Origin of the sequence: Methylobacterium currus, assembly GCF_003058325.1 — a bacterium.
Lineage (GTDB): Bacteria > Pseudomonadota > Alphaproteobacteria > Rhizobiales > Beijerinckiaceae > Methylobacterium > Methylobacterium currus.
On sequence record NZ_CP028843.1, the window covers coordinates 5,655,616 to 5,677,500 of the forward strand.

The following is a 21,885-nucleotide window of genomic DNA, read 5'->3' on the forward strand; positions in this document are numbered from 1 at the left end:
TGTCCGGATGGTGTGGTGAACGAGGTCTTAGCGGCCCTGGCTTACGGGAGGCTTGCGTCGGGACGGCCGCGTTGGCCCGAGAGCCTGGCAGCCAGCCCGTCGAGCCGTTCGAGGTCGTCGCGCTTGTCCGACTCGCGGCGGTGATCCTCGGTCCGGCGCTCGGCGAGCGCCTCGGCGCGCTTCTGGCCGAGGCCCCGCTCGCGCACGGCCGCAGCCTGGGCGGCGGCCTCCGCCTCGATGGCGGTCGCCTGCGTGGCGAGCCCGCGCAGGCGCCTCGCCGTGGCTTCCAGCAGCATCGGGCCGTGATCGGAGGAGGCCAAAGCCGCGAGCAGCCGGGCCCGGTCGGCCTCGACCTCGGCGGCGCGCGCGCGGGTGGCGGCGAGCGCGATCTCCGCCGCCTTGCGCATCTGCTCCTGCACGGTGACGAGGCGCTGCGCGCGCTTCAGCCGGTCGCCGGTCGTCGCCATCAGCCGCGCTGCAGCCAGGCCGCGTAGCCGAGGAGGAACTGTGTCATGAACTCGCCCGCGAGATAGTAGAGCATGAGGAGACCGCCGAACATCACGAACGGCGTGGCGACGAAGTAGACGGGAATCGTCGGCGTCAGCTTGTTCACGAAGCCCGCCGCCAGGTTGACCATGATGGCGTAGATGAGGAACGGCGCGACGATGCGTAAGCCCAGCATGAAGGCGCTCGCGACCTGGTCGACGATCCGGGTCAGCATCAGCTGGCTGCCGAGCCCTTCGCCGGGCGGGATGCGGGCGTAGGATTCGACGAGGCCGCGAAACAGCTCCCAGTGCAGGTCGGCGGCGAAGAGGAGCGCGGTCGCGGTGAGCAGGATCAGCCCCTCCACCGCCGGCACCGGATCGATGCCCTCGACCGGCGAGCCCGGCATGCCGCCGAAACCCACCATGGTCGAGGCCGCGTTCATCACCGTCTCGAGCACCAGGATGAAGACCCGGCCGAGAAAGCCGATCATCAGCCCGGTCAGGGTCTCGGTGACGATCCAGGCCAGCGTCTGCATCGGGACCTGGCCGGAGAGACGCGGCTCGAATTGCGGCACGATGAGGGGGGCGATGGCGAGCGAGACGGCCCCGGCGATGAGAAGCCGCACCTGCTGCGGCACCCGCGGGCTGGAGAAGCCCGGCACGACGAGCAGGCAGCCGCCGACCCGGCAGAAGATCAGGAAGACGGCGAGAAAGCTGTCCGGCCCGATCTTCGTCACGAGATGGTGCCCAGGGACTTGATCTCGACGCCGCGGGCGATCTCGAGATGCGAGAGCACCGGCAGGGTCGGGAAGATCCGCTCGATGATCATCCGCACATAGGGCCGGGCGTCCGGCGCGGTGACGAGGGCGAAGCCGTGCACCTCCCGCATCCGGGCGCGGATCGCCTCCGCGGCCTCGGTGCCGAACTGCTCGACGAGGCGCGGGTCGATGTCGAACTCCACCACCTCGCCCTTGGCGTCGCGCTTCAGGCTCTGATGGAACGACAGGTCCCAGCTCGCGCCGAGGCGCAGCACGCTGAGCACGCCGTTCTCGGCGAGGTCGCCGCAGATCTGCTGCGCCATGCGCATCCGCACGTGCTCGGCGATCTGCTCGGCCCGGCGCGCATGCGGGGTGATCTCGGCCACCGCTTCCAGGATCAGGTGCAGGTTGCGGATCGAGACCCGTTCGGCGAGAAGCAGTTTCAGCACCGCCTGGAGGCCGGAATAGGAAATCTGCGACGGGCAGATCTCGTCGAGCAGGCGCTTGTACTCGGGGTCGAGCCGGTCGAGCAGGCCGCGCATGTCCTTGTAGGAGAGGAATTGCGGCAGGTTGTTGCGGATCACCTCGGAGAGATGGGTGAGCAGCACCGAGGCGCCGTCGATCGGCTCGAATCCGCCGCGGCGGACCTCGCCGGCATAGGCATCCATCACCCAGAGCGCCTTCAGGCCGAAGGCCGGCTCGCGCACCTCGTCGCTCGGCACGTCGGGCTTCGGCCCGTCGCCGACCACCACCAGCATCTCGCCGGGGCGGATCTCCTGGCTCGCCGCCACGGTGCCGTGGATCAGGATCTGATAGCTCTTCGGCGGCAGGGCGAGGTTGTCGGTGACCTTGATGTCCGGCACCACGAAGCCGTACTGGCGGGCGAACTTGCGCCGCATCTTGGCGACGCGGTGGCTCAGCTCGGCCTGCGAGGCCTGGATCTGCGAGGCGGCCTGGCGGCCGAGGCTGAGTTCGATCTCCGGGGTCCTGAGCGAGTCCTTGACCGAATCCTTCTCCTTCGCCTCGGCCTGCTTCACCGCCTCCTCGGCCTTGGCCTTGGCGTCCGCGGCGGCCGCCTGGGCCTGGAGGCGCTTCGGGATCGTGCGCGCGACGAAGAACAGGAGGCCGCTCAAGGCCGTGAAGGGCAGAAAGGGCAGACCCGGCACCAGGGCGAACACCCCCATCATCGCCGCCGCGACGAGGAGCGCCCGCGGATAGGCGCCGAGCTGGCCGATCACCGCCTGCTCGGCGGTGCCCCGCGTGCCGCCCTTCGAGACGAGGAGGCCGGCCGCGAGCGAGACGATCAGGGCCGGGATCTGCGAAACCAGGCCGTCGCCGACCGAGAGCTTGGTGAAGATGTCGGCGGCGGTGCCGAGCGGCAGGCCGTGCCGCGTCGTCCCGATGATGATGCCGCCGAAGACGTTGACCGCGATGATGATGAGCGAGGCCACCGCCTCGCCGCGCACGAACTTCGAGGCGCCGTCCATCGAGCCGAAGAAGGCGCTCTCCTCCTCCAGCTCCCGGCGCCGGCGCTGCGCCTCCTTGTCGTCGATCAGCCCGGCATTGAGATCGGCGTCGATCGCCATCTGCTTGCCGGGGATCGCGTCGAGGGTGAAGCGGGCGCCGACCTCGGCGATGCGGGTCGCGCCCTTGGTGATGACCAGGAAGTTGACCGTGATCAGGATCAGGAACACCACGATCCCGATCACGAAGTCGCCGCTCATCACGAACTGCGAGAAGCCCTGGATGACGTGGCCGGCGGCGTCCACGCCCTTCTGGCCGTTGGCCAGAATCAGCCGCGTCGTGGCGATGCCGAGCGCCAGCCGCAGGAGCGTGGCGATCAGCAGAACGGTCGGGAAGGATGAGAATTCGAGCGGCTTCTGGATCCAGAGCGCCACCATCAGGATCAGCACCGACAGGGCGATCGAGAAGGCGAGCCCGACATCGATGAGCACTGCCGGCACCGGCAGGAACAGCACCGCCAGGATCGCCACGATGCCGGCCGCGAAGCCGAAATCCCGCCGCGACTTGCGCTCGACTGTCAGCGCCGCGCCCACCGCCATGATCCCACCACCCTCCGCGAAGGATTTTCGCAGAAGGGTGTGCCACGGCTAGCTTGCGCGGGGGTTGGGGGCCTCAGAACCCCGTCGCGATCCGCCCGTAGGCGGCCTCCGCGAAGGCGTGGATCTGCCCGCCGATGAAGGTGCCGGTAACGAGGAGGACGAGCAGGATCACCACGATCTTCGGCACGAAGGTCAGGGTGACCTCCTGGATCTGGGTGAGGGCCTGCAACAGCGCCACCGCGATGCCGACCAGCATCGCGGCGCCGACCGCCGGGCCCGCGGCGACGATCACGGTCCAGATCGCGGCGCGGACGAGCTCGAGGGCGTCGACCTCGTTCATGATGGTCTCCTGGGAGGCTCCCGGAGGGCTTCCGGAAGGCCGTCCTATTGTATCACGACGCCGGAGGTCAGCAGCACGTCCTGGCCGCTGGTCAGGCGCGCCAGCGCCCCGTCGCTCGTCACCCGCACGGACTGGACGGTGCCGGTCTGGGTCCCGTCGGCCGAGGTCAGGGTGCGGCCGATCACCGTGTCGGCCTGGTCGAGGAAGCTCGAGGCGAGCAGCGAGTCGAGCTTCGTGTTGGTCTTCGTCGCCTGCTCGACCTGCGAGAAGGTGGCGAGCTGGCCGACATACTCGGTCGAGTCCATCGGCTTCGTCGGATCCTGGTTCTTGAGCTGCGCCATCAGCAGCGTCAGGAAGGTGTCCGAGTTCAGCTTGGCGGCGAACGAGCTGCTGGCCTTGGCGGCGGCCGCGGTCGCGGAGGTGCCAGTCGCGGATGTGCCCGTGGCGGCGGTGGCGCTGGGGGTGCTGTCGACGGTCATTCAGGCCTCCGGGTCTCGGGCGGGCAGGGCAGGGGAAGCGGGACGGCGGGGCGCGGCCGGGGGCCGCACGGCCGCGCGCTCGCGGGGCCGCTCGGGGCCGCGGTTGCGGCGGGCAAGCGCGCTCAGGCCCGGGCTCGGCGCCGGCACGGCGAGCGCCTCCCCGTCGGCCATCAGGGCGGCCTCGAGGGGATAGAGCCCGCGGATCAGCTTCAGGGCGTCGAACAGGCGTCCGCCCTCGACCAGGGCGTGGGCGGCGGCGAGCCCGTCGCGCAGGACCGGCTCGCCGGTCGTTACCAGCAGGCCGTCGCGGATGCCGTCGTAAATCGCCCGCGCCGCCGCAGCCTGGCCGGGATCGATCAGCATGGTCTGGGCGGCGAAGTAGAGCTGGCGGAGCGGCGTCGTCGCGTCCTCGGCCTGCATCACGTGGCTCTCGAGCAGGAAGGTCGCATCGTTCATGAGCTCGATCGCGACCTTCCGGTCGACCCGCAGCACGGCGCCGTTGATGTAGATCCGCTCCCCGGCGCGCAGCGACAGGCGCATGACGCGGCTCACTTGAGCCCGTCGCGGATCGAGGTGTTCACCTCGATCAGCGCGGCGAGGCTGCGCTCGGGCGAACGCAGGACGGCGCCCGCCTCCTGCATGGTCCAGGCGCCGATCGATACGAGATCGTCGCGTAGGGCGGGCGGCAGGGCGTTGTCGGGTGCCAGAAGGTCGGCGATCAGGACATTCCACAGATCCTGCACGAAACCGACGGCGGCGGTCCGCTCCGGCCCGCCGAGGCCACGGGCCTCGACGTCGCGCAGGAGGCCGAGCGCCCGGTCGAAGGCGGCGCGCTCGCGCTCGCGGCCGACCTCCGGGGCGTCCTCCAGGATCTCGGAATAGGTAAAGCGATACATCGGGCCGATGCCTCGTCGGTCTGGTGTCGTGCGCGTCTGCGCGGGTCGCGTGAGCCGGCGGGTCGCCCGGCGCTACGAGACGTATTTCAGGAGCGACAGCTCCTGGAGCTGCGCGGTCAGCGAGTAGGACATCTGGAGCTGGGTCCTCGCGGCGGAGAGCCGGGCCTGCGCCTCGGTCGGGTCGACGGCTTCGAGGCGGGAAATATCCGTCTTGATGAGGTTGGTTTGCGCGTCGAGCCGGGTATTGGCATCGGTGATCCGCGACTGGCTGCGGCCGAGATCGGCCTGGATCGAGACCAGCCCGGCGCTGGCCTTGCTGAGCAGGCTCGTCGCCCGGTCGGAGACGACGGTCTGGGCATCGGCCGACAGGCCGGTGAGGCCCAGCCCCGACACGATCGCCGCCTCGGCGAGCTGGCGGAACGCGGTCTCGTTGGCGCTGACCGAGGTGGTCACCGTCTCGCCGAGGGAGATCTGGCTGGTCACGGCGGTGGTCGAGGCCTGCGACCAGGTCTTGCTCCAGGCCGCATCGGTGAACTGGCCCGCGATCGTCGTCTCGAGAAACTTCTTGACGTCCGCCGCCGTCAGGGTCGCCGCGCGGGGATCGCTCGGCGCGAAGTTGAAGGTGTCCACGAACGCCTTGGCTGCGGCGGCCTGGGCGTCGGCCACCGCCCCGTCGCGGATCGGGCCGGCGCCCGTATTGATGCCGGCGAACAGCGCCTGCCCGCTCGCGGAGGAGTTGAGGAGGTTGGTCAGCGAGGCGAGGGTGTCATTCGCCGAGGCCGCCATCGTGGCCACGCGCTTGGCCACCGGCAGCGCGGTCAGGTTCGCGAATTGCGCATCGGCGGATTTCTGCAACTGCTGCAGTACGTTCTGGCTCATGCTGAGGCGAAAGGCGGTGAGGCTGTTGCTGTCCTTGAGGGCAGCGATCTCCGCTGCGCTCTGACGCAGCGAGAGGCTGCGGCTCACCTGGGCGCCGAGGGTGAGGCCGACATCCGCGTAGCGTCCGCCGGCGATTTCCTGGGTGGCGTCCGCGATCTCGCCCTGGAGCCGGGCCGAGGCGCTGCGCGGGGTGTTCCACAGGCTGAGGCTGGAGATGTAGCTCGTGGTCATCATGACTGGCGGGGCTCTGTCTCTTACGGGGGATCGCCGGGAACGCCTCACCGGATCGCGGTCAGGAGGTTTTGCAGCAGGCCGTCCACCATGGTCAGGATCTTGGCCGAGGCCGTGTAGGAGCGCTCGAGCTGCAGCATTAGGGCTGTCTCGTCGTCCCCGTTGACGCCGGCGGCGTTCGACAGGGCGTCGGTGGCCCGGCTGAGCAGGGTCTTCTGGTAGTCGGCGTCGCTCGACGCGGTCTTGCGGGTCGCTTCGAGCCAGCCGGCGGAATCGGCCGCGAAGCCCGCGAGCGTCGTGGTCTCGTTCAGCGGCGGGCCGGGGGTGAAGCTGCGCGCCGTCGCGAGCCCGCCGACCAGCCCGCGCAGGCGCCCGGCATAGGCCGCATCCTTCCCCGGATTCGCCCCGTAGTCGCTGCCGTTCATGCCGCCGTCGCGCAAGGCAGTGACGGTGCCGCCGGCCTTCGGATCGGCGGCGGCGTTCAGCGCGATCCGGCTGGCGAGCCCCGCGGCGGAGATCGGCACGGCATTGCCGCTGCCTCTGCCCGCCGTGAACAGGCCGGCTTTCGGCCCTTCGTAATTCGGGTCGGTGCTGCTGCGGGTGTCGGCCTCCTGGAAGGTAGTGATCAGGGCGCCGGCGATCGCGTCGAGCTGGTTCTCGTAGGTGACCGCGCTCTCGTCGCGGAGGGACGCAAGGCCGGCGAGCCGCCCGCTCGCGAGCCGCATCGGCGAGGCGGCGCCCGTGACCGGCACCCCGTCGACGATCACGGCCGCGCCCACCGTGCCCGCCGAGAAGGCCGTCGTCGGCGTGAAGCTCACCGTCCGGATGCCCCGGTCGAACAGCGGCACCCCACTGTCGGTCGTGATCGCCATGTCGCCGCCGGCGCGATCGGAGACGGAGATGCCGATCTCCTGCGAGAGCTGCGACAGGATGTGGTCGCGGCTGTCGAGGCTGTCGCTGACGTCCTGGCCGCTCGCCGTGCCGCGCATCACCGCCCGGTTGGCCTGCTCGAACTGGCCGAGCAGGTCGTTGATCCGGGCGACCGAGTCCGCCATGTCCTGGTCGGCCCGGGCGCGGGCATCGTGCACCGCCGACGCGGCGCTGTCGAGGCTGGTGGCGAGGTCGCGGGCGCTCTCGACCGCCGTCCGGGCCAGGCCGGCATCGTCCGGGCGGTTGGCGGCGGCCTGGAGCGCCGCGTTGAGGGTGCCGAGCCGTGCGGCCGGCGATCCCGCATCGCTGGTGTCGCCCACCGTCCGCGACAGGGCGGTGAGGCCGTCGAGCAGGGCCTGTCCCTCGGCGGCGGCCGAGCTCGCCGAGAGCTTGCGCGTGAACAGGGCCGCGTCGCTCGCGCGGGTCACGACGACCGTGGTCCCGCCCGCGCCGCTCACCAGGCTGACGACCTTGCGCGAGTAGTTGGGGTCGTTGGCCCCCGCGATGTTGCGGGTGGAGGCGGCGATCTGGCTCGATGTCGCGAGGAGCGCCGAGCGTGCCGAATTGAGCGCGAGCGAGAGGCCCATCTGTCAGCTCCGGTTGGCCGTTACCGCTTCAGGCTCATCAGGGTGTCGAGCATCTCGTTGCCGGTCGTGAACACCTTCGAGTTGGCGGTGTAGACCGACTGAGACTCGATCATCGCGGTCAGCTCGGTGCCGACATCGACGTTCGATTGCTCGAGGGCGCCCGACTTGATCGCGCCGCGGCCGCCCTGGCTGGCGAAGCCGATCTGGATGTCGCCGGATTCCGTCGTCGGCCGGTAGACGTTGCCGGAGCGCGGCTCGAGGTTGTCGGCGCTCGACACCGTGGCGATCGGCAGCCGGTAGGCCGCCAGGCGCGAGCCGTCGTCGAAGGTCGCGTAGACGGTGCCGTCCGCGTCGAACGTCGTGCCGGTCACGGCCGCCGGCGCCTGGCCGTTGGCCGTGCCCTCCACGGCGTAGTCGCCGGCGAGCTGGGTCAGGCCGGCGAGGCTGACGATTGTCTGCTTGCCGCCCGGAACGGTCAGGGTCAGGGATTTCGGGCCCGTATAGGTGCCCGAGCCCGCGGTCCCGGTGCCGGTGATCTTGCCCTGGGCGTCGAAGCCGACCGCGGTGGTGAGCAGCGGCGTAATCGTGGCCCCGTTCGCGTCGACCGGCAGCTTCGGGGTGGTGCCAGCCGGGGTCGGGGTGGCGGCGGCGTCGTAGAGCGAGATCGACCAGGAGCTGTCCGTGTTCTTCGCCAGGTAGATGTCGAAGGTCCGCGCCGTGCCGAGATTGTCGTAGGTCTTGAGGGAGTACTTCTTCGAGTACTGGCCGGCGGCGGCCGGGCTCGCGTCGACCGGCAGCTTGCCCGACAGGGTGCCCTCGGTGGTCGGCGTCGCCCGGCTGCTGACCGAGGCGATGCTGACCGGCACCATGTCGGCGACGCTGTTGAGTGTCGTGCTGGGCTCGCCGTTGAGCAGGCTGTAGCCCATCAGGGTCATGCCGGCGGCGTTGGTGAAGGTGTTGGTGGTGGCGTCGATCTTGAAGTTGCCGGCCCGGGTCAGGAGGGGCGCGCCGGACGGATCCTGCACCACGAAGAAGCCGTTGCCGTCGATGGCGAGGTCGGATTTCGAGGTCGTGTTGTTGAGGCTGCCGCCCTCGCTGATCGCCCGGCGCACCGTCGTCGTGACCGAGCCCGAATTGTAGTTGCCACCCGCGGTATCGGCGATCAGCAGCGAGGAGAACTCGGTCGAACTGCGCTTGTAGCCCGTCGTGCCGGAATTCTGGATGTTCTCCGCCACCGTCGAGATGCGGTTGGACTGGGCGTTCATGCCCGAGACACCGGTGCGGAGCACGCCGATGAGACTCATTGCGGGACCTCGTTCGTCAGGATGCTTCGAATGAAACGCGGGCGGCACCGGGCTTGCGCGGGCAAGGCTCGGGGCGGAATAGACCCGCCCAGGCTTGCGCGGGGCTTGAACGGCAAGGACCAGGGCGAGCCTCGACGGGCCGAGTCTTTGTGGGCCGAGTCTTTGCGGGGCGACTCTTGGCGGACCATCGCGCGTCAGCCCCGCAGGCTCTGGGCGAGTTCCAGGAACGCGTCCGTGCTCGGCGGCTGGCCCGGATCCTGGCGCAGGGCGTCGTAGATCCGCGGCACCAGGCCGATGGCCTGGTCGAGCTCGGCATCGGTCCCGGCCCGGTAGCCGCCCATCAGGCGCAGGTCCCGGGTCTCCTCGAAGCGGGCCATCATCGCCCGGAGCTTGCGGATCAGGTCGCGCTGCTCGGGCGTCCAGACCTCGGTGGCGAGCCGCGAGATCGAGCCGAGGAGGTCGATCGCGGGGTAGCGCCCCTGCTCGGCGATGGCCCGGTCGAGGACGACGTGGCCGTCGAGGGTGCCGCGGATGCTGTCGGCGACCGGATCGTTGTGGTCGTCGCCGTCGACCAGCACCGAGAACACGCCCGTGATCGTGCCGCGCCCCTCGAGGCCCGGGCCTGCCCGCTCGAGCAGGCGCGGCAGGTCGGAGAAGACGCTCGGCGGGTAGCCGCGGGCCACCGCCGGCTCGCCGGCGGCGAGCGCCACGTCCCGGGCGGCATGGGCGTAGCGGGTCACCGAATCGACGATCAGCAGGACCGATTCGCCGCGATCACGAAAGGCCTCGGCGACGGCGAGGGCCACCTTCGGCGCCTGGCGGCGCATCATCGGGCTCTCGTCGCCGGTCGAGACCACCACGACGGCGCGCTCGCGGCTCTGCGCAAGGGGGCCTTCGAGGAACTCGCGCACCTCGCGCCCGCGCTCGCCCACCAGGGCGACGACGACGCTGTCGAACCCTTCCGCGCCCGCCAGCATCGCGAGCAGCGTCGACTTGCCGACGCCGGAGCCGGCGAAGATGCCGATGCGCTGGCCGGCGCAGAGCGGGGTGAACAGGTCGAGGACCCGCACCCCGGTGCGCAGGGGAGCCCGCACCCGGGCCCGGCCGAGCGCCGCCGGCGGGTCGGCGTCGAGGGGAACGGCGCGCGCGCCGGAGACGAGAGGCCCGGATCCGTCCACCGGACGCCCGAGGGCGTCGATGACCCGGCCCTTCCAGCTCGGGTCGGGCCGCAGCTCCGCCGGCCCGAGGCGGCGGGCGATCGTGCCGATCCCGGCCTCGATCCGGCTCTCATAGGCCTTGAGCGTCGCGCCATCGGCATCGACCCGGACGATCTCGCCGACCTGCGCCCGCCCTTGACCTGAGAAGCTCATCCGGTCGCCGAGGCGCACGAAGGGCGCGACGCCGCCGATCCGGCAGGCGCTCGCGGTCACCTCGCGGATCGGCCCGCCGATCCGCACCAGGGCCCCGTCCTGCCGGGCCGCGCTCATCGCTTCGGCGAGGCGCGCGATCGGATCCGCACCCATGCGCTCAGCTCCCCTGCGGCGAGAGCGACTTCACGGCGCTCTGCAGCGAGGATTCGGCCTCCGCGGTCGCCGTCGCGGCGCTCTCGAAGGCGCGCTGGATGGTGATGAGCTTCGTCATCTCCATGATCGGGTTGACGTTCGAGCCCTCGACATAGCCCTGGACGATCCCGATGCCGGTGAAGTCCTGCACCGGCCGCGCCGGCAGGCTGGAGGTCACGGCGTTGCCCGGCGCCCGGGTGAGCGTCCCCTTCTTGTCGAGGATGAACAGGCCCAGCGCCCCGACCTGGTTGGTGCCCTGGTAGATGCTGCCGTCGCGCCCGATGGTCGGCGGTCCCTGCTGCGGGTCGAGGAGGAGCGGCGAGCCGCCGGGATCGAGCACCGGCTGGCCGGTCAGGCTGCGCAGCTGCCCGGTGGCGTCCATCGTCAGGCGCCCGTCGCGGGTATAGACCGGGCTCGAGGAACCGCCGATGGCGAGCCAGGCATCGCCCTGCACCGCGACGTCGAGGGGGGAATCGGTCTTGGTGATCGGTCCGGAGGCCCGCGACAGGTAGGTGTCGCCCGAGCCCACGAAGGCCACGGCGCCCTTGGTCGCCTGGGCGAGCAGGGCCGAGAACTTCGTCTCCTCGGCGCGGAAGCCCGCCGTCGCCATGTTGGCGACGTTGTTGGCGGTGGTGGTCAGGCGCTTGTCGAGGGCGACCTGAGCCGAGAGGTTGACGTAGAGGCTGTTCTGCATTGCCGCCTCACGCCTGTCCGTTGCTGAACAGCGCCAGGATCGGATCGGTCGCGGTGTTGTTCTGCGCGTCCCAGATCGCCGCGAAGCGCCGGGCGAAGGCCTCGACCTTGGCCGGATCCTGGAAGGTCGCGAAATCGACCTTGCGGGAGATGAGGCTCGCCCGCGCGGCCAGGGCGTCGTTGGTGGTGGCGCTGCTCGTCGCCGGCAGGCCGATCACCGTGTTGAAGACCTGGGTCAGGGCGGGATCGCTCAGGACGTCGTAGCCGCTGTTGAGCGTCGGGGCCTTGCGGGCGAAGTAGAGGGCGAGGCGCACCCCGGTATCCTCGGCACCGGCATCGGATTCGAGGCTCTGCTGCAGGTAGGCGTCGACCACGCCCTTGACGTTGGCGCCCGGCGAGAGGTCCGTGCCGTTGCCAATGTCGACGGCCGTCTGGCCGGGACCCGACAGGGTGGCGTTGTTCACCGTGAGGGTGCGGTTCGTGCCGCCGGCGAGGTAGACGGTGTCGGCATCCACGCCGGTGCCGCCGGGCACGCCGTCGAGGCCGTAATTCGTGTAGCCGGTGGTCTCGAAGAACAGGCTGCCGTCGGCAGCGATGCCGACCTGGACCTTGCCCGTCAGCCCGTCGGCGCCGGAGGCGATGATCTGGTCGTTGATCGCCGCGCCGATCTCGGTCGGGGTGACGCTGGCGAGGTTCGCGACCTTGCCGGCGAGCGTGGACCGGTTGAGGACGATGGTGGCGCTCTTCGTCGTGGTCGCGTCGACCTGAGAGGAGAGGGTGAAGCTCGCCTCGTTGGTGCCGGTGAAGTCGTAGGACGTGGCGAGCGCGTAGGGCAGGGAGAGCTTCGCGCTGCCTGCCGGGTCGAGCTTGGTCGACGACACCACCACCGGGTCGGTGCCCTTGGCGGTGGCGCCTGGCGCGAAGTCGAAGGCCTTCGCGAAGGCGACGTAGCGGTCGTCCGCCAGGCGGTTGGCGAAGGCGGCGGCGCTGCTCGTGCCCTCGGTCAGGACCTTGCGCATGAACGCCTTGGCGTAGGTCATGTCCTCGAGGCCGAAGGCCTTCATCGCGTAGCTGTAGAGCCGCTGGTCGGCCATGAGGTCGTCGACCGACTTCACCTTGCCGATATTGGCCTGGTAATAGGCGGTCTCGCGCGCCACGATCGGCTCGGCGCCCTTGCGCTGCAGCGAGGTCGCGAGGTTCCGCGACAGGAGCGTGTAGCTCGTCAGGGTGCTGGTCACGGATTCGTCTCCGGCCCGTCGGCGCGGTGGGAGGGGGCCGCCTGCCGTAGCGGCATGGTGCCCCGATGAGGTATTCGCTCTAGGCGGCCACGCTTGCTCGAGGCTTGCCGCAGTCTTGAGGATTGCCGCAATCCTGTCGCTTGCCGCCGCGCCGTCACAGCGGAGTCGGCCCGATGATGGTCTCGGTGGTGATGACGATCCAGCCGGCGCTGGTGCTGCGGATCGACAGCACCCGCCCGGCTCCCGGCAGGGTGGAGCCGACGCCGACCTCGTGCAGGCCGTCGCGTCCCTCCACCACGGCTTGGCCCGCCGAGGCGCGCCGCAGGGCGAAGCCCGAGGCCGGCCGCGCCGTCTGCGCCGGAAGGGTGGCGACCGCAGCGGTGGCGGGAGCCGCCGGCGCTTCCGCCAGCGAGCCGGTGATCAGGGGATCGAGGTCGGGCTCGGGGGCGCGCGCCTCGGCGACCGTCCGCTTCCAGGTGAAGGGGGCGGTCAGGGCCGGCAGCACCTCCCGAACGTCGTAGGGCCGGGTCGGCTGCGACAGGGTATAGCCGGCGAAACCGGTGGCGGTGAGCGCCAGCAGGATGGCGGCGCCGAACACGCCCTTCTCCGTCGCCGCGTCCCGGGCCCGGCGGCGGGCGATCAGGCCCGCGATCGGGCTCTCGGGGGGGAGGGAGGGGCGCTTGCGTGTGGCCGGGGCTGCGGGCATGGCCGGAACGGATCCGAGGGTTGATGGCTAACGAGGAATGAAGGAACAGGGTTGACGTGCAGTTAACAGGGCCGCCGAGGCTGGCCGGACGGCCCGGGAGGCAACCGGACCGTCGGCGCGCACCGGGTTTCCGGCGCGCCGAGAAAGCCGTAAGCGTTGCCCGGTGGGCGCCAGGGCCCGGTGCGGGGAATCCATGACCGATCTGCGGGAGACCGACGGCGTCGAGGGCGGTGACGGCCGGGATTCCGCACCGATCCCCCGCGCGGGCCGCCGCCGCCGCCTGATCCAGCAGGGGCGGATCGTGCTCGGCCCCGACCACTCCGTCGCCTGCGAGATCGCGGACGTCTCGACCGCGGGGGCGCGGCTGCGCATCCCCGCCCGCATCGCCTTGCCCGACACGTTCCCGCTCGTCATCGCCGCCCACGACCTGCGCACCGTCACGGTGCGGTTGCGCTGGCGCCGTGGCGATTTCGTCGGGGTGACGTTCGAGGGGGCGGGGTTCTACGTCGAGTGACGCCCGGGAGGATGGCCCGTCGGTGTGAGGGAGCCCGATCGCGTCGTGCCTTCGCCTCCCTGATCCCCCTCATGCCGACGGCCTGAGATGCTGATGCACCGATTCGATCCCGGGCCCGCCCGGGATCGGCGAGGTCGTTGATCCCTCTCGAAGGGTCGATGCCCGGCCCGGACGTCCGGAACCTCGGGCTTGGCGAAAGTTCGTGAACGGAACCAGAGGTCGTTTTCTTGCGACCGTTGGTATCACTCATGCGGGCGGCCGGACCGCCTGTGGCCTTCCGGAGCGCGCCGGCTCCATTTCGCCATAAAACTTGCTAGGGTCTCGGTCGCTTTCCGCCCCATCGGGCCAGCACGCGCGTCCACCGGCCGGCTCCCCGGACGCGCCACGACAGGACCGCCATGTTTCGCAGATCGAAGACGCAGGACCCGGCGCCGAGCGCGCCGGAGCCGGTCAGCCCGCCGAACCGGCTCGCCCCGCGCAGCCCGAGCGAGGCCATCAAGCCCACCGCGGCCCCGCCGCCGCCCGAGAAGCCGGTGCGCGAGCGCGGCGGCCTGCTCTCGGCGGTGAGCGGCTTCCTGACCCTGTTCGTGATCCTCGGCCTCGGCGCCATCCTGGGCCTCGTGGTGCTGGAGCGCCAGACCAACGAGGCCGGCCCGCTCCAGGCCGACAAGGTCGTGGTGGTGCCCCGCTCCAGCGTCGGCGAGATGGCGGACCTGCTTCAGCGCGAGGGCGTGATCGCGCATCCGATGCTGTTCGAGCTCACCGCCCGCTTCGGCCGAAAAGCAGCGCTCAAGGCCGGCGAGTACAGCTTCAAGGCCCATGCCAGCATCGACGACGTGGTCGACGTGCTGGTCCAGGGCCGGCCGGTGCAGCACGCCATCACCTTCCCGGAGGGCCTGACGAGCGAGCAGATCGTCGCCCGCCTCAACGACAACGACATCCTGACCGGCGACATCAACGAGACCCCGCCGGAGGGCTCGCTGCTTCCCGACACCTACAAGTTCGAGCGCGGCGATTCCCGCCAGAAGATCGTCAACCTGATGCGCACCAAGCAGCGCGAGGTGCTGAACCAGATCTGGGCCCGCCGCTCGCCCGACGTGCCGGTTCGTACGCCCCAGGAGATGGTGACGCTCGCCTCCATCGTCGAGAAGGAGACCGGCCGGGCCGACGAGCGCCCGCGGGTCGCCGGCGTGTTCGTCAACCGCCTGCAGAAGCGGATGCGCCTGCAATCCGACCCGACCATCGTGTACGGCCTGGTCGGCGGCCGCGGCACCCTCGGGCGCGGCATCCTGCGCTCCGAGATCGACCGGGTGACGCCCTACAACACCTACGCGATCGAGGGCCTGCCGCCGGGGCCGATCGCCAATCCGGGCCGCGCGGCGCTCGAGGCGGTGGCGAACCCCTCGCGCACCAAGGAGCTCTACTTCGTCGCCGACGGCACCGGCGGCCACGTCTTCGCCGAGACCCTGGAGGCGCATAACCGCAACGTCGCACGCTGGCGCCAGGTCGAGAAGGCGAAGGCCGCCGCCGATCCGGGCTCGGCGGTCGGCGTCGACAAGGTCGAGCCGCCGCCGCAGGCCGACCCGGCGGCGTTGCCCTCCCGCACCAGCCTGCCCGGTGCGCCCCTCGCCTATGACGGCGCCGACACGAGCCCGGGCGCCCGCTCGCGCGCCTTCGACGCCTCGGAAGGGACCGCCCGCGATCCCCTGCGCAACAAGACCTTCGACCTGAACTCGCCGAAGACCGTTCCGGTCCTGTCCCAGCCCAAGACGGCGCCCGCGTCGCGCAACCCCTGAGCGGGGCCGCGTTGGCGCGCTCACGCACCTCCCGCATAGATCCTTGTTGTGCCGCAGGTGTTTTCGCTAGACCTGCGGCCGCTTCCGCGAAACCTGCTTAGGGCGCCTCGATGTCCATCGCCAGCATGACCGGCTTCGCCCGCGAGGTCGGAACCACCGGACCCGCGCATTGGGCCTGGGAGCTCAAGAGCGTCAACGGCCGTGGGCTGGAGGTTCGGGTTCGTGTTCCCTCCGGCCTCGATGCCGTCGGCGAGGAGGCCCGGGCCCTGGTGCAGAAGCGCCTCGGCCGCGGCACGTGCCACCTCACCCTCACCCTGTCGCGGGCGGACGCCGCGCCGCGGGTGCGCATCAACGAGACGCTGCTGGCTTCCCTCGCCGAGGCGGTGACCCGGGTGCCGATGCCGCTCGGCATCACGCTCCCCTCCGTCGACGGGCTCCTGAACTTGCGCGGCGTGGTCGAGGTCGAGGAGGCGGCGGCCGACGACGAGGCGCTCCGGCGGGACCTCGTGGCGGCCGCCCTTCGGCTGGTCGAGTCCCTGGCGGAGGGGCGCCGCGCGGAAGGCCGGGCGCTCGCGGGAATCGTCGGAGGCCAGCTCGCCGCCATGGCGGATCTGGTCGAGGCCGCGGAAGCCTGCCCGGCCCGCCGGCCGGAGGCGGTGAAGGCGCGCCTCGCCGCGCAGGTCGCCGCCCTGATGGAGGCCGGCAGCTTCGATCCGGCGCGCCTGCACCAGGAGGCGGTGCTGCTCGCCGCGCGGGCCGACGTGCGCGAGGAGATCGACCGCCTGCGCGCGCATCTCGCCGCCGCGCGCGACCTGCTCGCTGCCGGCGGCGCCGTCGGGCGCCGGCTCGATTTCCTGGCCCAGGAACTCGGCCGCGAGGCCAACACGCTCTGCGCCAAGGCCAACGACGTGTCGCTGTCCCGCATCGGCCTCGACCTCAAGGCGGTGGTCGAGCAGTTCCGCGAGCAGGTCCAGAACGTCGAATAGGGGATATTTGTCCCCGTCCCGCAGCCTCTCACCGGTTGCGCCCCCGCCGGGCCGGCGGCATTGGAAGGGGTCTGAGGGATCAGGCCTCGGCGGAGGGCCGGTCTCGCGACGGACGGCGCGCCCGTCCGTGCCGGCGATAGGATTATCAACGCGATGGTGGCGACTATGGGCTCCGAACTCCTGACCGCACCGGTGGCGCGCCGGGGCCTGGTGCTGATCCTCTCCTCGCCCTCGGGGGCCGGCAAGACCACCCTGACCCGGGCGCTGGCCCAGCGGCCCGAATGGGGCCTCGAGCTCTCCGTCTCGGTCACCACCCGGGCGCGCCGCCCGTCCGAGATCGACGGCCAGCATTACCGCTTCATCGACCGCGACGCCTTCGAGCGCTTGCGCGAGCGCGACGACCTGCTCGAATGGGCCGAGGTGCACGGCAATTATTACGGCACCCCCCGGGGCCCGGTGGAGAAGGCGCTCGCGGCCGGCCGCGACATGATCTTCGACATCGACTACCAGGGCACCCGGCAGGTGCGCAGCAAACTGCGCGACGACGTCGTCACCATCTTCATCCTGCCGCCCAGCATGGCCGAGCTGCGCCGCCGCCTGGAGCGCCGGGCCGAGGATTCCGCCGAGACCATCGAGCGCCGCCTGCTCAACGCCCGCACCGAGATCGAGCGCTGGTCGGAATACGATTACGTGCTGGTCAACGACGACCTCGACCGCTCGTTCAAGACCCTGGAGGCCATCCTGGCCGCCGAGCACCTGCGCCGCGAGCGCCAGGTCGGCCTTGCCGGCTTCGTGAGCGGCCTCCTCGCCGAGGGCCAAGGTCCCGCGAGCTGAGGATCCAGCCGAGAATCCTGGGACAGGATTCCGGGCGCATACCGCCAAAATCCTGACGCGCGGGAACGAATCGTCCACGATGCAAGTTGCCGGATGGTTCAACCCGCGACGTCGCCCTCGTGCCGCGCCGGGCAGCGCGAGGAAGTGAGCGATGCGTGATCTGGCCCGCCGCGATCCGGCTTGCCGCGACCTGGCTTGCGACGTGGTGGTCATCGGGGCCGGCTCGGCCGGGATCGCGGCCCATGCCGCGGCCGCCAAGGCCGGTGCCCGCACGGTGCTGATCGAGCGCGGCCCCGGCGGCACCACTTGCGCCCGGGTCGGCTGCATGCCGTCCAAGCTCCTGATCGAGGCGGGCCGCGCCGCGCACGACGCGCGCGAAACCGCGCCGTTCGGCGTCGCGTCCGGCGCGGTGCGGGTCGATGGCGCGGCGGTGATGCAGCGGGTGCGCAGCCTCCGGGACGATTTCGTCGCCTCCGTCTTCGAGGGGCTCGACCGCATCCCGCCGGAGCTGCGCGTCTCAGGCACCGCCCGGTTCGCCGATCCCACCACGCTCCTCGTCGACGACCACACCCGGATCACGGCCGGCGCGGTGGTGATCGCCACCGGCTCGACCCCAAGCCTGCCGCCACCCCTGCGGCCGGTCGCCGCTCAGGTTCTCACCACCGATACCTTGTTCGAGATCGAGACCCTGCCCGAGACCCTCGCGGTCCTGGGCGCCGGTCCGGTCGGGCTCGAATTGGCGCAGGGCCTCGCCCGCCTCGGCGTGCGGGTGACGCTGCTGGATCCCGCCGGTGCCGTCGGCGGCGCCCGCGACCCGAAGATCGCGGCCTGCGCCGCCGAGCTGATCGGCGCCGAGTTCGATCTCTGCCTCGGCGCCACCGTCGAGACGGCGGAGTCCGTCGGCGACGGGATGCGGCTGACCTGGCGCTTCGAGTCGGGCGAGCAGGGAAGCGCCACCTTTGCCCGCGTGCTCGCCGCCGCAGGGCGTCCGCCCAACCTCCGAGACCTCGGCCTCGACGCCGCCGGGATCGTCCTCGACGAGGACGGCCTGCCGGACTTCAACCCGCGCACCCTCCAGTGCGGCACCGCCCCGATCTTCATCGCGGGCGACGCCAACCAGGAGCATCCGGTGCTGCACGAGGCGCAGCGCCAGGGCTGGATCGCGGGCGGCAATGCCGCGCGCTTTCCCCAGGTCGAGGCGCCGCCGCCCTGGCCGGCCTTCGCGCTGGTCTTCACCGACCCGCAGATCGCCGCGATCGGTCGGGCGTTCGACGCGGAGGCGGCGCGCGACTGGATCATCGGCGAGACCTCCTTCGCCGATCAGGGCCGCGCCCGTGCGATGGACCGCGCCGCCGGCCTGATTCGGGTCTATGCCGAGCCCGACGGCCGGCTGACCGGCGCTGCGATGGTCGGGCCGGGGGTCGAGCACCTCGCCCACCTGATGGCGGTCGCCGTCCAGCAGGGCTGGACCGCCGCGACCTTCCTCGACCGGCCCTTCTATCATCCGACCCTGGAGGAAGGGTTGCAGAGCGCCGTCCGGGCGGTGGCCGAGCGGACGGGCGGTACCCGGTGACGGAGCGTCAGCAGACCATGCGTCAATCACGCGTTGAGGTTCCGTTCAGGGACGGCAGTCGCTAAGGTGCGTGACCTGTCGCCGGAGGCGCCGCCCTCCCGGGCCATCGATTCGCTGGATACGCCGTGACCTTGCCCGACCCGACGACGGTTCCGACGATCGATCTCGACGCTCTCGCGCCGCACGATCTCGATCGCCTGCGCCAGGGCGTGATCCAGATCGACGGACGCGGCGTCATCCATCTCTACAACCAGAGCGAGAGCGCATTCTCCGGCCGCTCGCCCGACCGGGTGATCGGCCGCAACTTCTTCACCGACGTCGCCCCCTGCACCCATCTGCCGCATTTCTACGGCCGCTTCCGCGAGGGCGTGCGCCGGGGCCGCCTCGATCACACCTTCTCGTTCGTCTACGGCTTCGACCCGCGCCCGATGCAGGTGAGGATCACCCTGCGCCAGGCTGCCGCGCCCGATCGCTACTGGATCGTCACCGAGCCCGTCGAGACGCTGGAGCACGGGCATAGCCGCGAGGCGGTCCAGACGGCGGTGAGCCGGCGGGTGCGGGCCGAGCCGGTGGATCCACGCCTGTGCGAGCAGGAACCGATCCACATTCCCGGGGCGATCCAGCCCCATGCCGTGCTGGTCGCGGCTGATCTCGTCACCCTGACCGTGGTCGCCTGCAGCGGCAATGCCCGCGACGCCCTCGACCGGGACCCCCTCGGCCTCGGCCTCGCCGCATTGCTCGGCGCGGGTCTCGCCGATCGGATCCGCGAGACCCTGCAGGGGGAGACGGTCGATCCGGGGCGCGTCGTGCGCCAACGCATCGCGTTGCCCTCCTCCGACGGCCTGCCGGTCGAGGTGGTGGCCCATCGTAACGGCGACCGGATCATCGTCGAACTCGAACTGGCGCCGGCCCATCCGGAGGATTTCCGCTCCGCGAGCCAGCTCGACACCGAGCTCGCCATCGGCCGCCTGCGCGGGGCCGACACGCTGGAGACCGCCGCCGCTGTCGCGGCCCGCGAGACCCGGGCGCTGACCGGCTTCGACTGCATCCTGGTCTACCGCTTCGATTCGGACTGGAACGGCGCTGCCATCGCCGAGGACAAGGACCCGGCCTGGACCCGCAGCCTGCTGGGGCTGCACTTCCCGGCCTCCGACATCCCGGCCCAGGCCCGCGCCCTCTACACCCGCTCCAAGAGCCGCTTCGTCATCGACCGCGACTACGTGCCGGTGCCTCTGGTGGCGGCGCCCGCCTCCGCCAACGCGCCCATCGACCTCACCTTCGCCCAGGCGCGCAGCCTGTCGCCGATCCACCTCGAGTATCAGCGCAATCTCGGCGTGAACGGGTCGATGTCGATCTCGATCCTGATCGAAGGGCGGCTCTGGGGCCTGATGATCGGCCATCACCGCCGGCCGCATTACGTTGCGCCCGAGACCCGCGCCGCCGCCACCGTGCTCGCCGACGCCTTCGCGATGCGGGTCTACGAGCTGGAGAGCCGGCGCCTGTGGCAGGAGCAGCAGGCCCACCTGGCGCTGGAGAGCGAGCTGGTGCGCGAGCTCGCCCGCTCCGACGACTTCGTCAGCGCGCTGACCGAGAACGCCCACACCCTCCTCGACCTGTTCGATGCCCGCGGCGCCGCGACCGTCTCGGACGGTGCGGTGCGCAGCCTCGGCCAGACCCCGCCGCCCGACGCGATCCTGGCGATCGCCGCCTGGCTGCGCGCCACCCTGCCGGCGGACCGCGCCAGCTACGCCACGGCGGAATTCGCCGCCGCCCACCCGCCGATCGCGCCCTTCGCCGAATGCGCCAGCGGCCTGCTTGCCGTCTTCGTCGATTCCGAGCGGCGTCACCTGCTCCTGTGGTTTCGGCCCGAGGTGCCGAGCACCGTCACCTGGGGCGGCGACCCGCGAAAGCCGGTTCTCGCCGGCAGCGGGCCGGTGGCGGTGCTGCCCCGGCGCTCGTTCGAGCGCTGGATCGAGGAGCGCCGCGGCGTCTCGGAGCCCTTCGCGCCCTGGCAGGTCGGCATCGCCGAGGCCCTGGCCCAGGCGGTGGAGGGCGTCGTCCTGCGCCAGCAGCGCAAGATCACCGAGCTGACCGGGCTGCTCGCCGACAAGGAGCGCCTGCTCATCCAGAAGGACCTGCTGACCCGCGAGATCGATCACCGGGTCAAGAACTCGCTCCAGATCGTCTCGGCCTTCCTGCAGATGCAGCGTCGCCAGGTGACCGATCCGGACTCTCAGGCTGCCTTCGCCGAGACCGCGGCCCGGGTGATGAGCGTGGCGCGGGTCCATGACAGCCTCTACCAGGCCGAGAGCGTCGAGGAGGTCGATCTCGGCCAGACGATCGAGAATCTCTGCGTCGACCTCGCCGGCATGGCGGGGGAGGGGCACGCGGTCGATCTCGAGGCCGAGCCCGGGCTGATGGTCCCCTACCGCAAGGCGGTGGCGCTCTCCCTGATCGCGACGGAGCTGATCACCAACGCGTTCAAGTACGCCTTCGCGGAGGCGGGCGGACGCGTCGCGGTCTGTGTCTCCGGCGAGACCGAAGGACGGATCCGGCTCTCCGTCTGCGACGACGGCAAGGGCCTGCCGATCGACTGGCCCGACGCTCCGGCCCGGGGCACCGGCCTCGGCATGAAGCTGATCCGGGCGATGCTCGACCAGATCAACGCCCGGCTGGAGGTGGAGAACCGTCCCGGCGCCTGCTTCACGGTCACGGCGTGAGCGACATCCTGGAGCGCCTGCGCGCGGAGACGCGGGCCGCGCACGACGCGATCGAGCGTGACCTCGCCTGGGAGACCCGCGTCGCCACGCGCGATGGCTACCGTGCGCTCCTCGCCCGGTTCTGGGGCTTCCACGCAGCCCTGGAGCCGGCCCTCGGCGGCAAGCTTGATGAGCCCGCCTTCTTCGATCCGCGACGGCGCCTCGCGCATCTCGCCGCCGACCTGCGGTTCCTCGGCCTCGACGACGCGGCGATCCAGGCGCTGCCGCGTCCGCGCCTCGCCCCGCCTCGCGACCGGGACGAGGCCTTCGGC

The 21,885-nt window shown here is 71.2% G+C and carries 21 protein-coding genes (1 of these 21 only partly in view); 7 read left to right on the plus strand and 14 right to left on the minus strand.

Translation table 11 applies throughout. The features are described 5' to 3' along the window. Nucleotides 1–41: 41 nt before the first annotated feature. The 14 genes from DA075_RS26060 to DA075_RS26125 form a co-directional block, all read right to left on the minus strand. Complete coding sequence (locus DA075_RS26060; RefSeq protein ID WP_099955707.1) at nt 42–467, minus strand: hypothetical protein; 426 nt, start codon at nt 465–467, stop codon at nt 42–44. Continuing rightward, nucleotides 467–1,222 carry a flagellar biosynthesis protein FliR gene (fliR, locus tag DA075_RS26065; RefSeq protein WP_232387113.1) on the minus strand — a complete coding sequence of 252 codons (756 nt, stop codon included), beginning with the start codon at nt 1,220–1,222 and terminating at the stop codon, nt 467–469. The genes DA075_RS26060 and fliR overlap by 1 nt, the downstream gene beginning before the upstream one ends. Further along, nucleotides 1,219–3,306 (minus strand): flagellar biosynthesis protein FlhA, encoded by a 2,088-nt coding sequence (flhA, locus tag DA075_RS26070; protein ID WP_099955708.1) that lies wholly within the window; start codon nt 3,304–3,306, stop codon nt 1,219–1,221. Before flhA ends, fliR begins: the two co-directional genes overlap by 4 nt. A gap of 73 nt (nt 3,307–3,379) precedes the next feature. Continuing rightward, nucleotides 3,380–3,646 carry a flagellar biosynthetic protein FliQ gene (locus tag DA075_RS26075; RefSeq protein ID WP_048437058.1) on the minus strand — a complete coding sequence of 89 codons (267 nt, stop codon included), beginning with the start codon at nt 3,644–3,646 and terminating at the stop codon, nt 3,380–3,382. A gap of 44 nt (nt 3,647–3,690) precedes the next feature. After that, nucleotides 3,691–4,125, minus strand: coding sequence for a flagellar hook assembly protein FlgD (gene flgD, locus DA075_RS26080; protein ID WP_099955709.1), 435 nt, complete (start codon nt 4,123–4,125; stop codon nt 3,691–3,693). Next, the gene (gene flbT, locus DA075_RS26085) at nt 4,126–4,665 is read right to left on the minus strand and encodes a flagellar biosynthesis repressor FlbT (protein WP_099955710.1); all 540 of its coding nucleotides are present in this window, start codon (nt 4,663–4,665) and stop codon (nt 4,126–4,128) included. It lies immediately after the preceding gene. 8 nt (nt 4,666–4,673) lie between these two features. Beyond that, complete coding sequence (gene flaF / locus DA075_RS26090; RefSeq protein ID WP_099955711.1) at nt 4,674–5,021, minus strand: flagellar biosynthesis regulator FlaF; 348 nt, start codon at nt 5,019–5,021, stop codon at nt 4,674–4,676. 72 nt (nt 5,022–5,093) lie between these two features. Continuing rightward, nucleotides 5,094–6,134, minus strand: a complete 1,041-nt coding sequence (locus tag DA075_RS26095) for a flagellar hook-associated family protein (RefSeq protein ID WP_244936339.1) — start codon at nt 6,132–6,134, stop codon at nt 5,094–5,096. A gap of 44 nt (nt 6,135–6,178) precedes the next feature. Next, nucleotides 6,179–7,648: a flagellar hook-associated protein FlgK gene (gene flgK / locus DA075_RS26100; protein ID WP_099955712.1), complete on the minus strand. Its 1,470-nt coding sequence runs from the start codon at nt 7,646–7,648 to the stop codon at nt 6,179–6,181. 20 nt (nt 7,649–7,668) lie between these two features. After that, entirely contained in the window at nt 7,669–8,952 is a 1,284-nt protein-coding gene (locus DA075_RS26105; RefSeq protein ID WP_099955713.1) for a flagellar hook protein FlgE, read from the minus strand. 194 nt (nt 8,953–9,146) lie between these two features. Further along, the gene (fliI, locus tag DA075_RS26110; protein WP_099955714.1) at nt 9,147–10,475 is read right to left on the minus strand and encodes a flagellar protein export ATPase FliI; all 1,329 of its coding nucleotides are present in this window, start codon (nt 10,473–10,475) and stop codon (nt 9,147–9,149) included. A gap of 4 nt (nt 10,476–10,479) precedes the next feature. Further along, nucleotides 10,480–11,208: a flagellar basal-body rod protein FlgF gene (gene flgF, locus DA075_RS26115; protein WP_099955715.1), complete on the minus strand. Its 729-nt coding sequence runs from the start codon at nt 11,206–11,208 to the stop codon at nt 10,480–10,482. A 7-nt stretch (nt 11,209–11,215) separates the two neighbouring features. Then, a complete protein-coding gene (locus DA075_RS26120) occupies nt 11,216–12,445 on the minus strand; it encodes a DUF1217 domain-containing protein (RefSeq protein WP_099955716.1) in 1,230 nt (409 codons plus the stop codon). Nucleotides 12,446–12,599: 154 nt separating this feature from the next. Beyond that, entirely contained in the window at nt 12,600–13,151 is a 552-nt protein-coding gene (locus tag DA075_RS26125; protein WP_232387106.1) for a hypothetical protein, read from the minus strand. A gap of 193 nt (nt 13,152–13,344) precedes the next feature. Between DA075_RS26125 and DA075_RS26130 the strand changes: the two genes are divergently transcribed. The 7 genes from DA075_RS26130 to DA075_RS26160 form a co-directional block, all read left to right on the plus strand. Beyond that, nucleotides 13,345–13,665 (plus strand): PilZ domain-containing protein, encoded by a 321-nt coding sequence (locus tag DA075_RS26130; protein WP_099955717.1) that lies wholly within the window; start codon nt 13,345–13,347, stop codon nt 13,663–13,665. A gap of 398 nt (nt 13,666–14,063) precedes the next feature. After that, nucleotides 14,064–15,461, plus strand: coding sequence for an endolytic transglycosylase MltG (gene mltG / locus DA075_RS26135; protein WP_099955718.1), 1,398 nt, complete (start codon nt 14,064–14,066; stop codon nt 15,459–15,461). Nucleotides 15,462–15,571: 110 nt separating this feature from the next. Continuing rightward, nucleotides 15,572–16,447: a YicC/YloC family endoribonuclease gene (locus tag DA075_RS26140; protein ID WP_099955719.1), complete on the plus strand. Its 876-nt coding sequence runs from the start codon at nt 15,572–15,574 to the stop codon at nt 16,445–16,447. A gap of 153 nt (nt 16,448–16,600) precedes the next feature. Next, entirely contained in the window at nt 16,601–17,281 is a 681-nt protein-coding gene (gmk, locus tag DA075_RS26145; protein ID WP_174800123.1) for a guanylate kinase, read from the plus strand. A 151-nt stretch (nt 17,282–17,432) separates the two neighbouring features. Further along, nucleotides 17,433–18,854 (plus strand): dihydrolipoyl dehydrogenase, encoded by a 1,422-nt coding sequence (locus DA075_RS26150; RefSeq protein ID WP_099955721.1) that lies wholly within the window; start codon nt 17,433–17,435, stop codon nt 18,852–18,854. A gap of 125 nt (nt 18,855–18,979) precedes the next feature. Then, nucleotides 18,980–21,574, plus strand: coding sequence for a histidine kinase dimerization/phosphoacceptor domain -containing protein (locus tag DA075_RS26155; RefSeq protein WP_244936341.1), 2,595 nt, complete (start codon nt 18,980–18,982; stop codon nt 21,572–21,574). Beyond that, nucleotides 21,571–21,885, plus strand: the 5' portion of a protein-coding gene (locus DA075_RS26160; RefSeq protein ID WP_099955722.1) for a biliverdin-producing heme oxygenase. 309 nt of this gene lie beyond the right edge of the window; 315 of the gene's 624 nt are visible here — the first part of the coding sequence; it begins with the start codon at nt 21,571–21,573; its stop codon lies beyond the right edge, outside the window. The genes DA075_RS26155 and DA075_RS26160 overlap by 4 nt, the downstream gene beginning before the upstream one ends.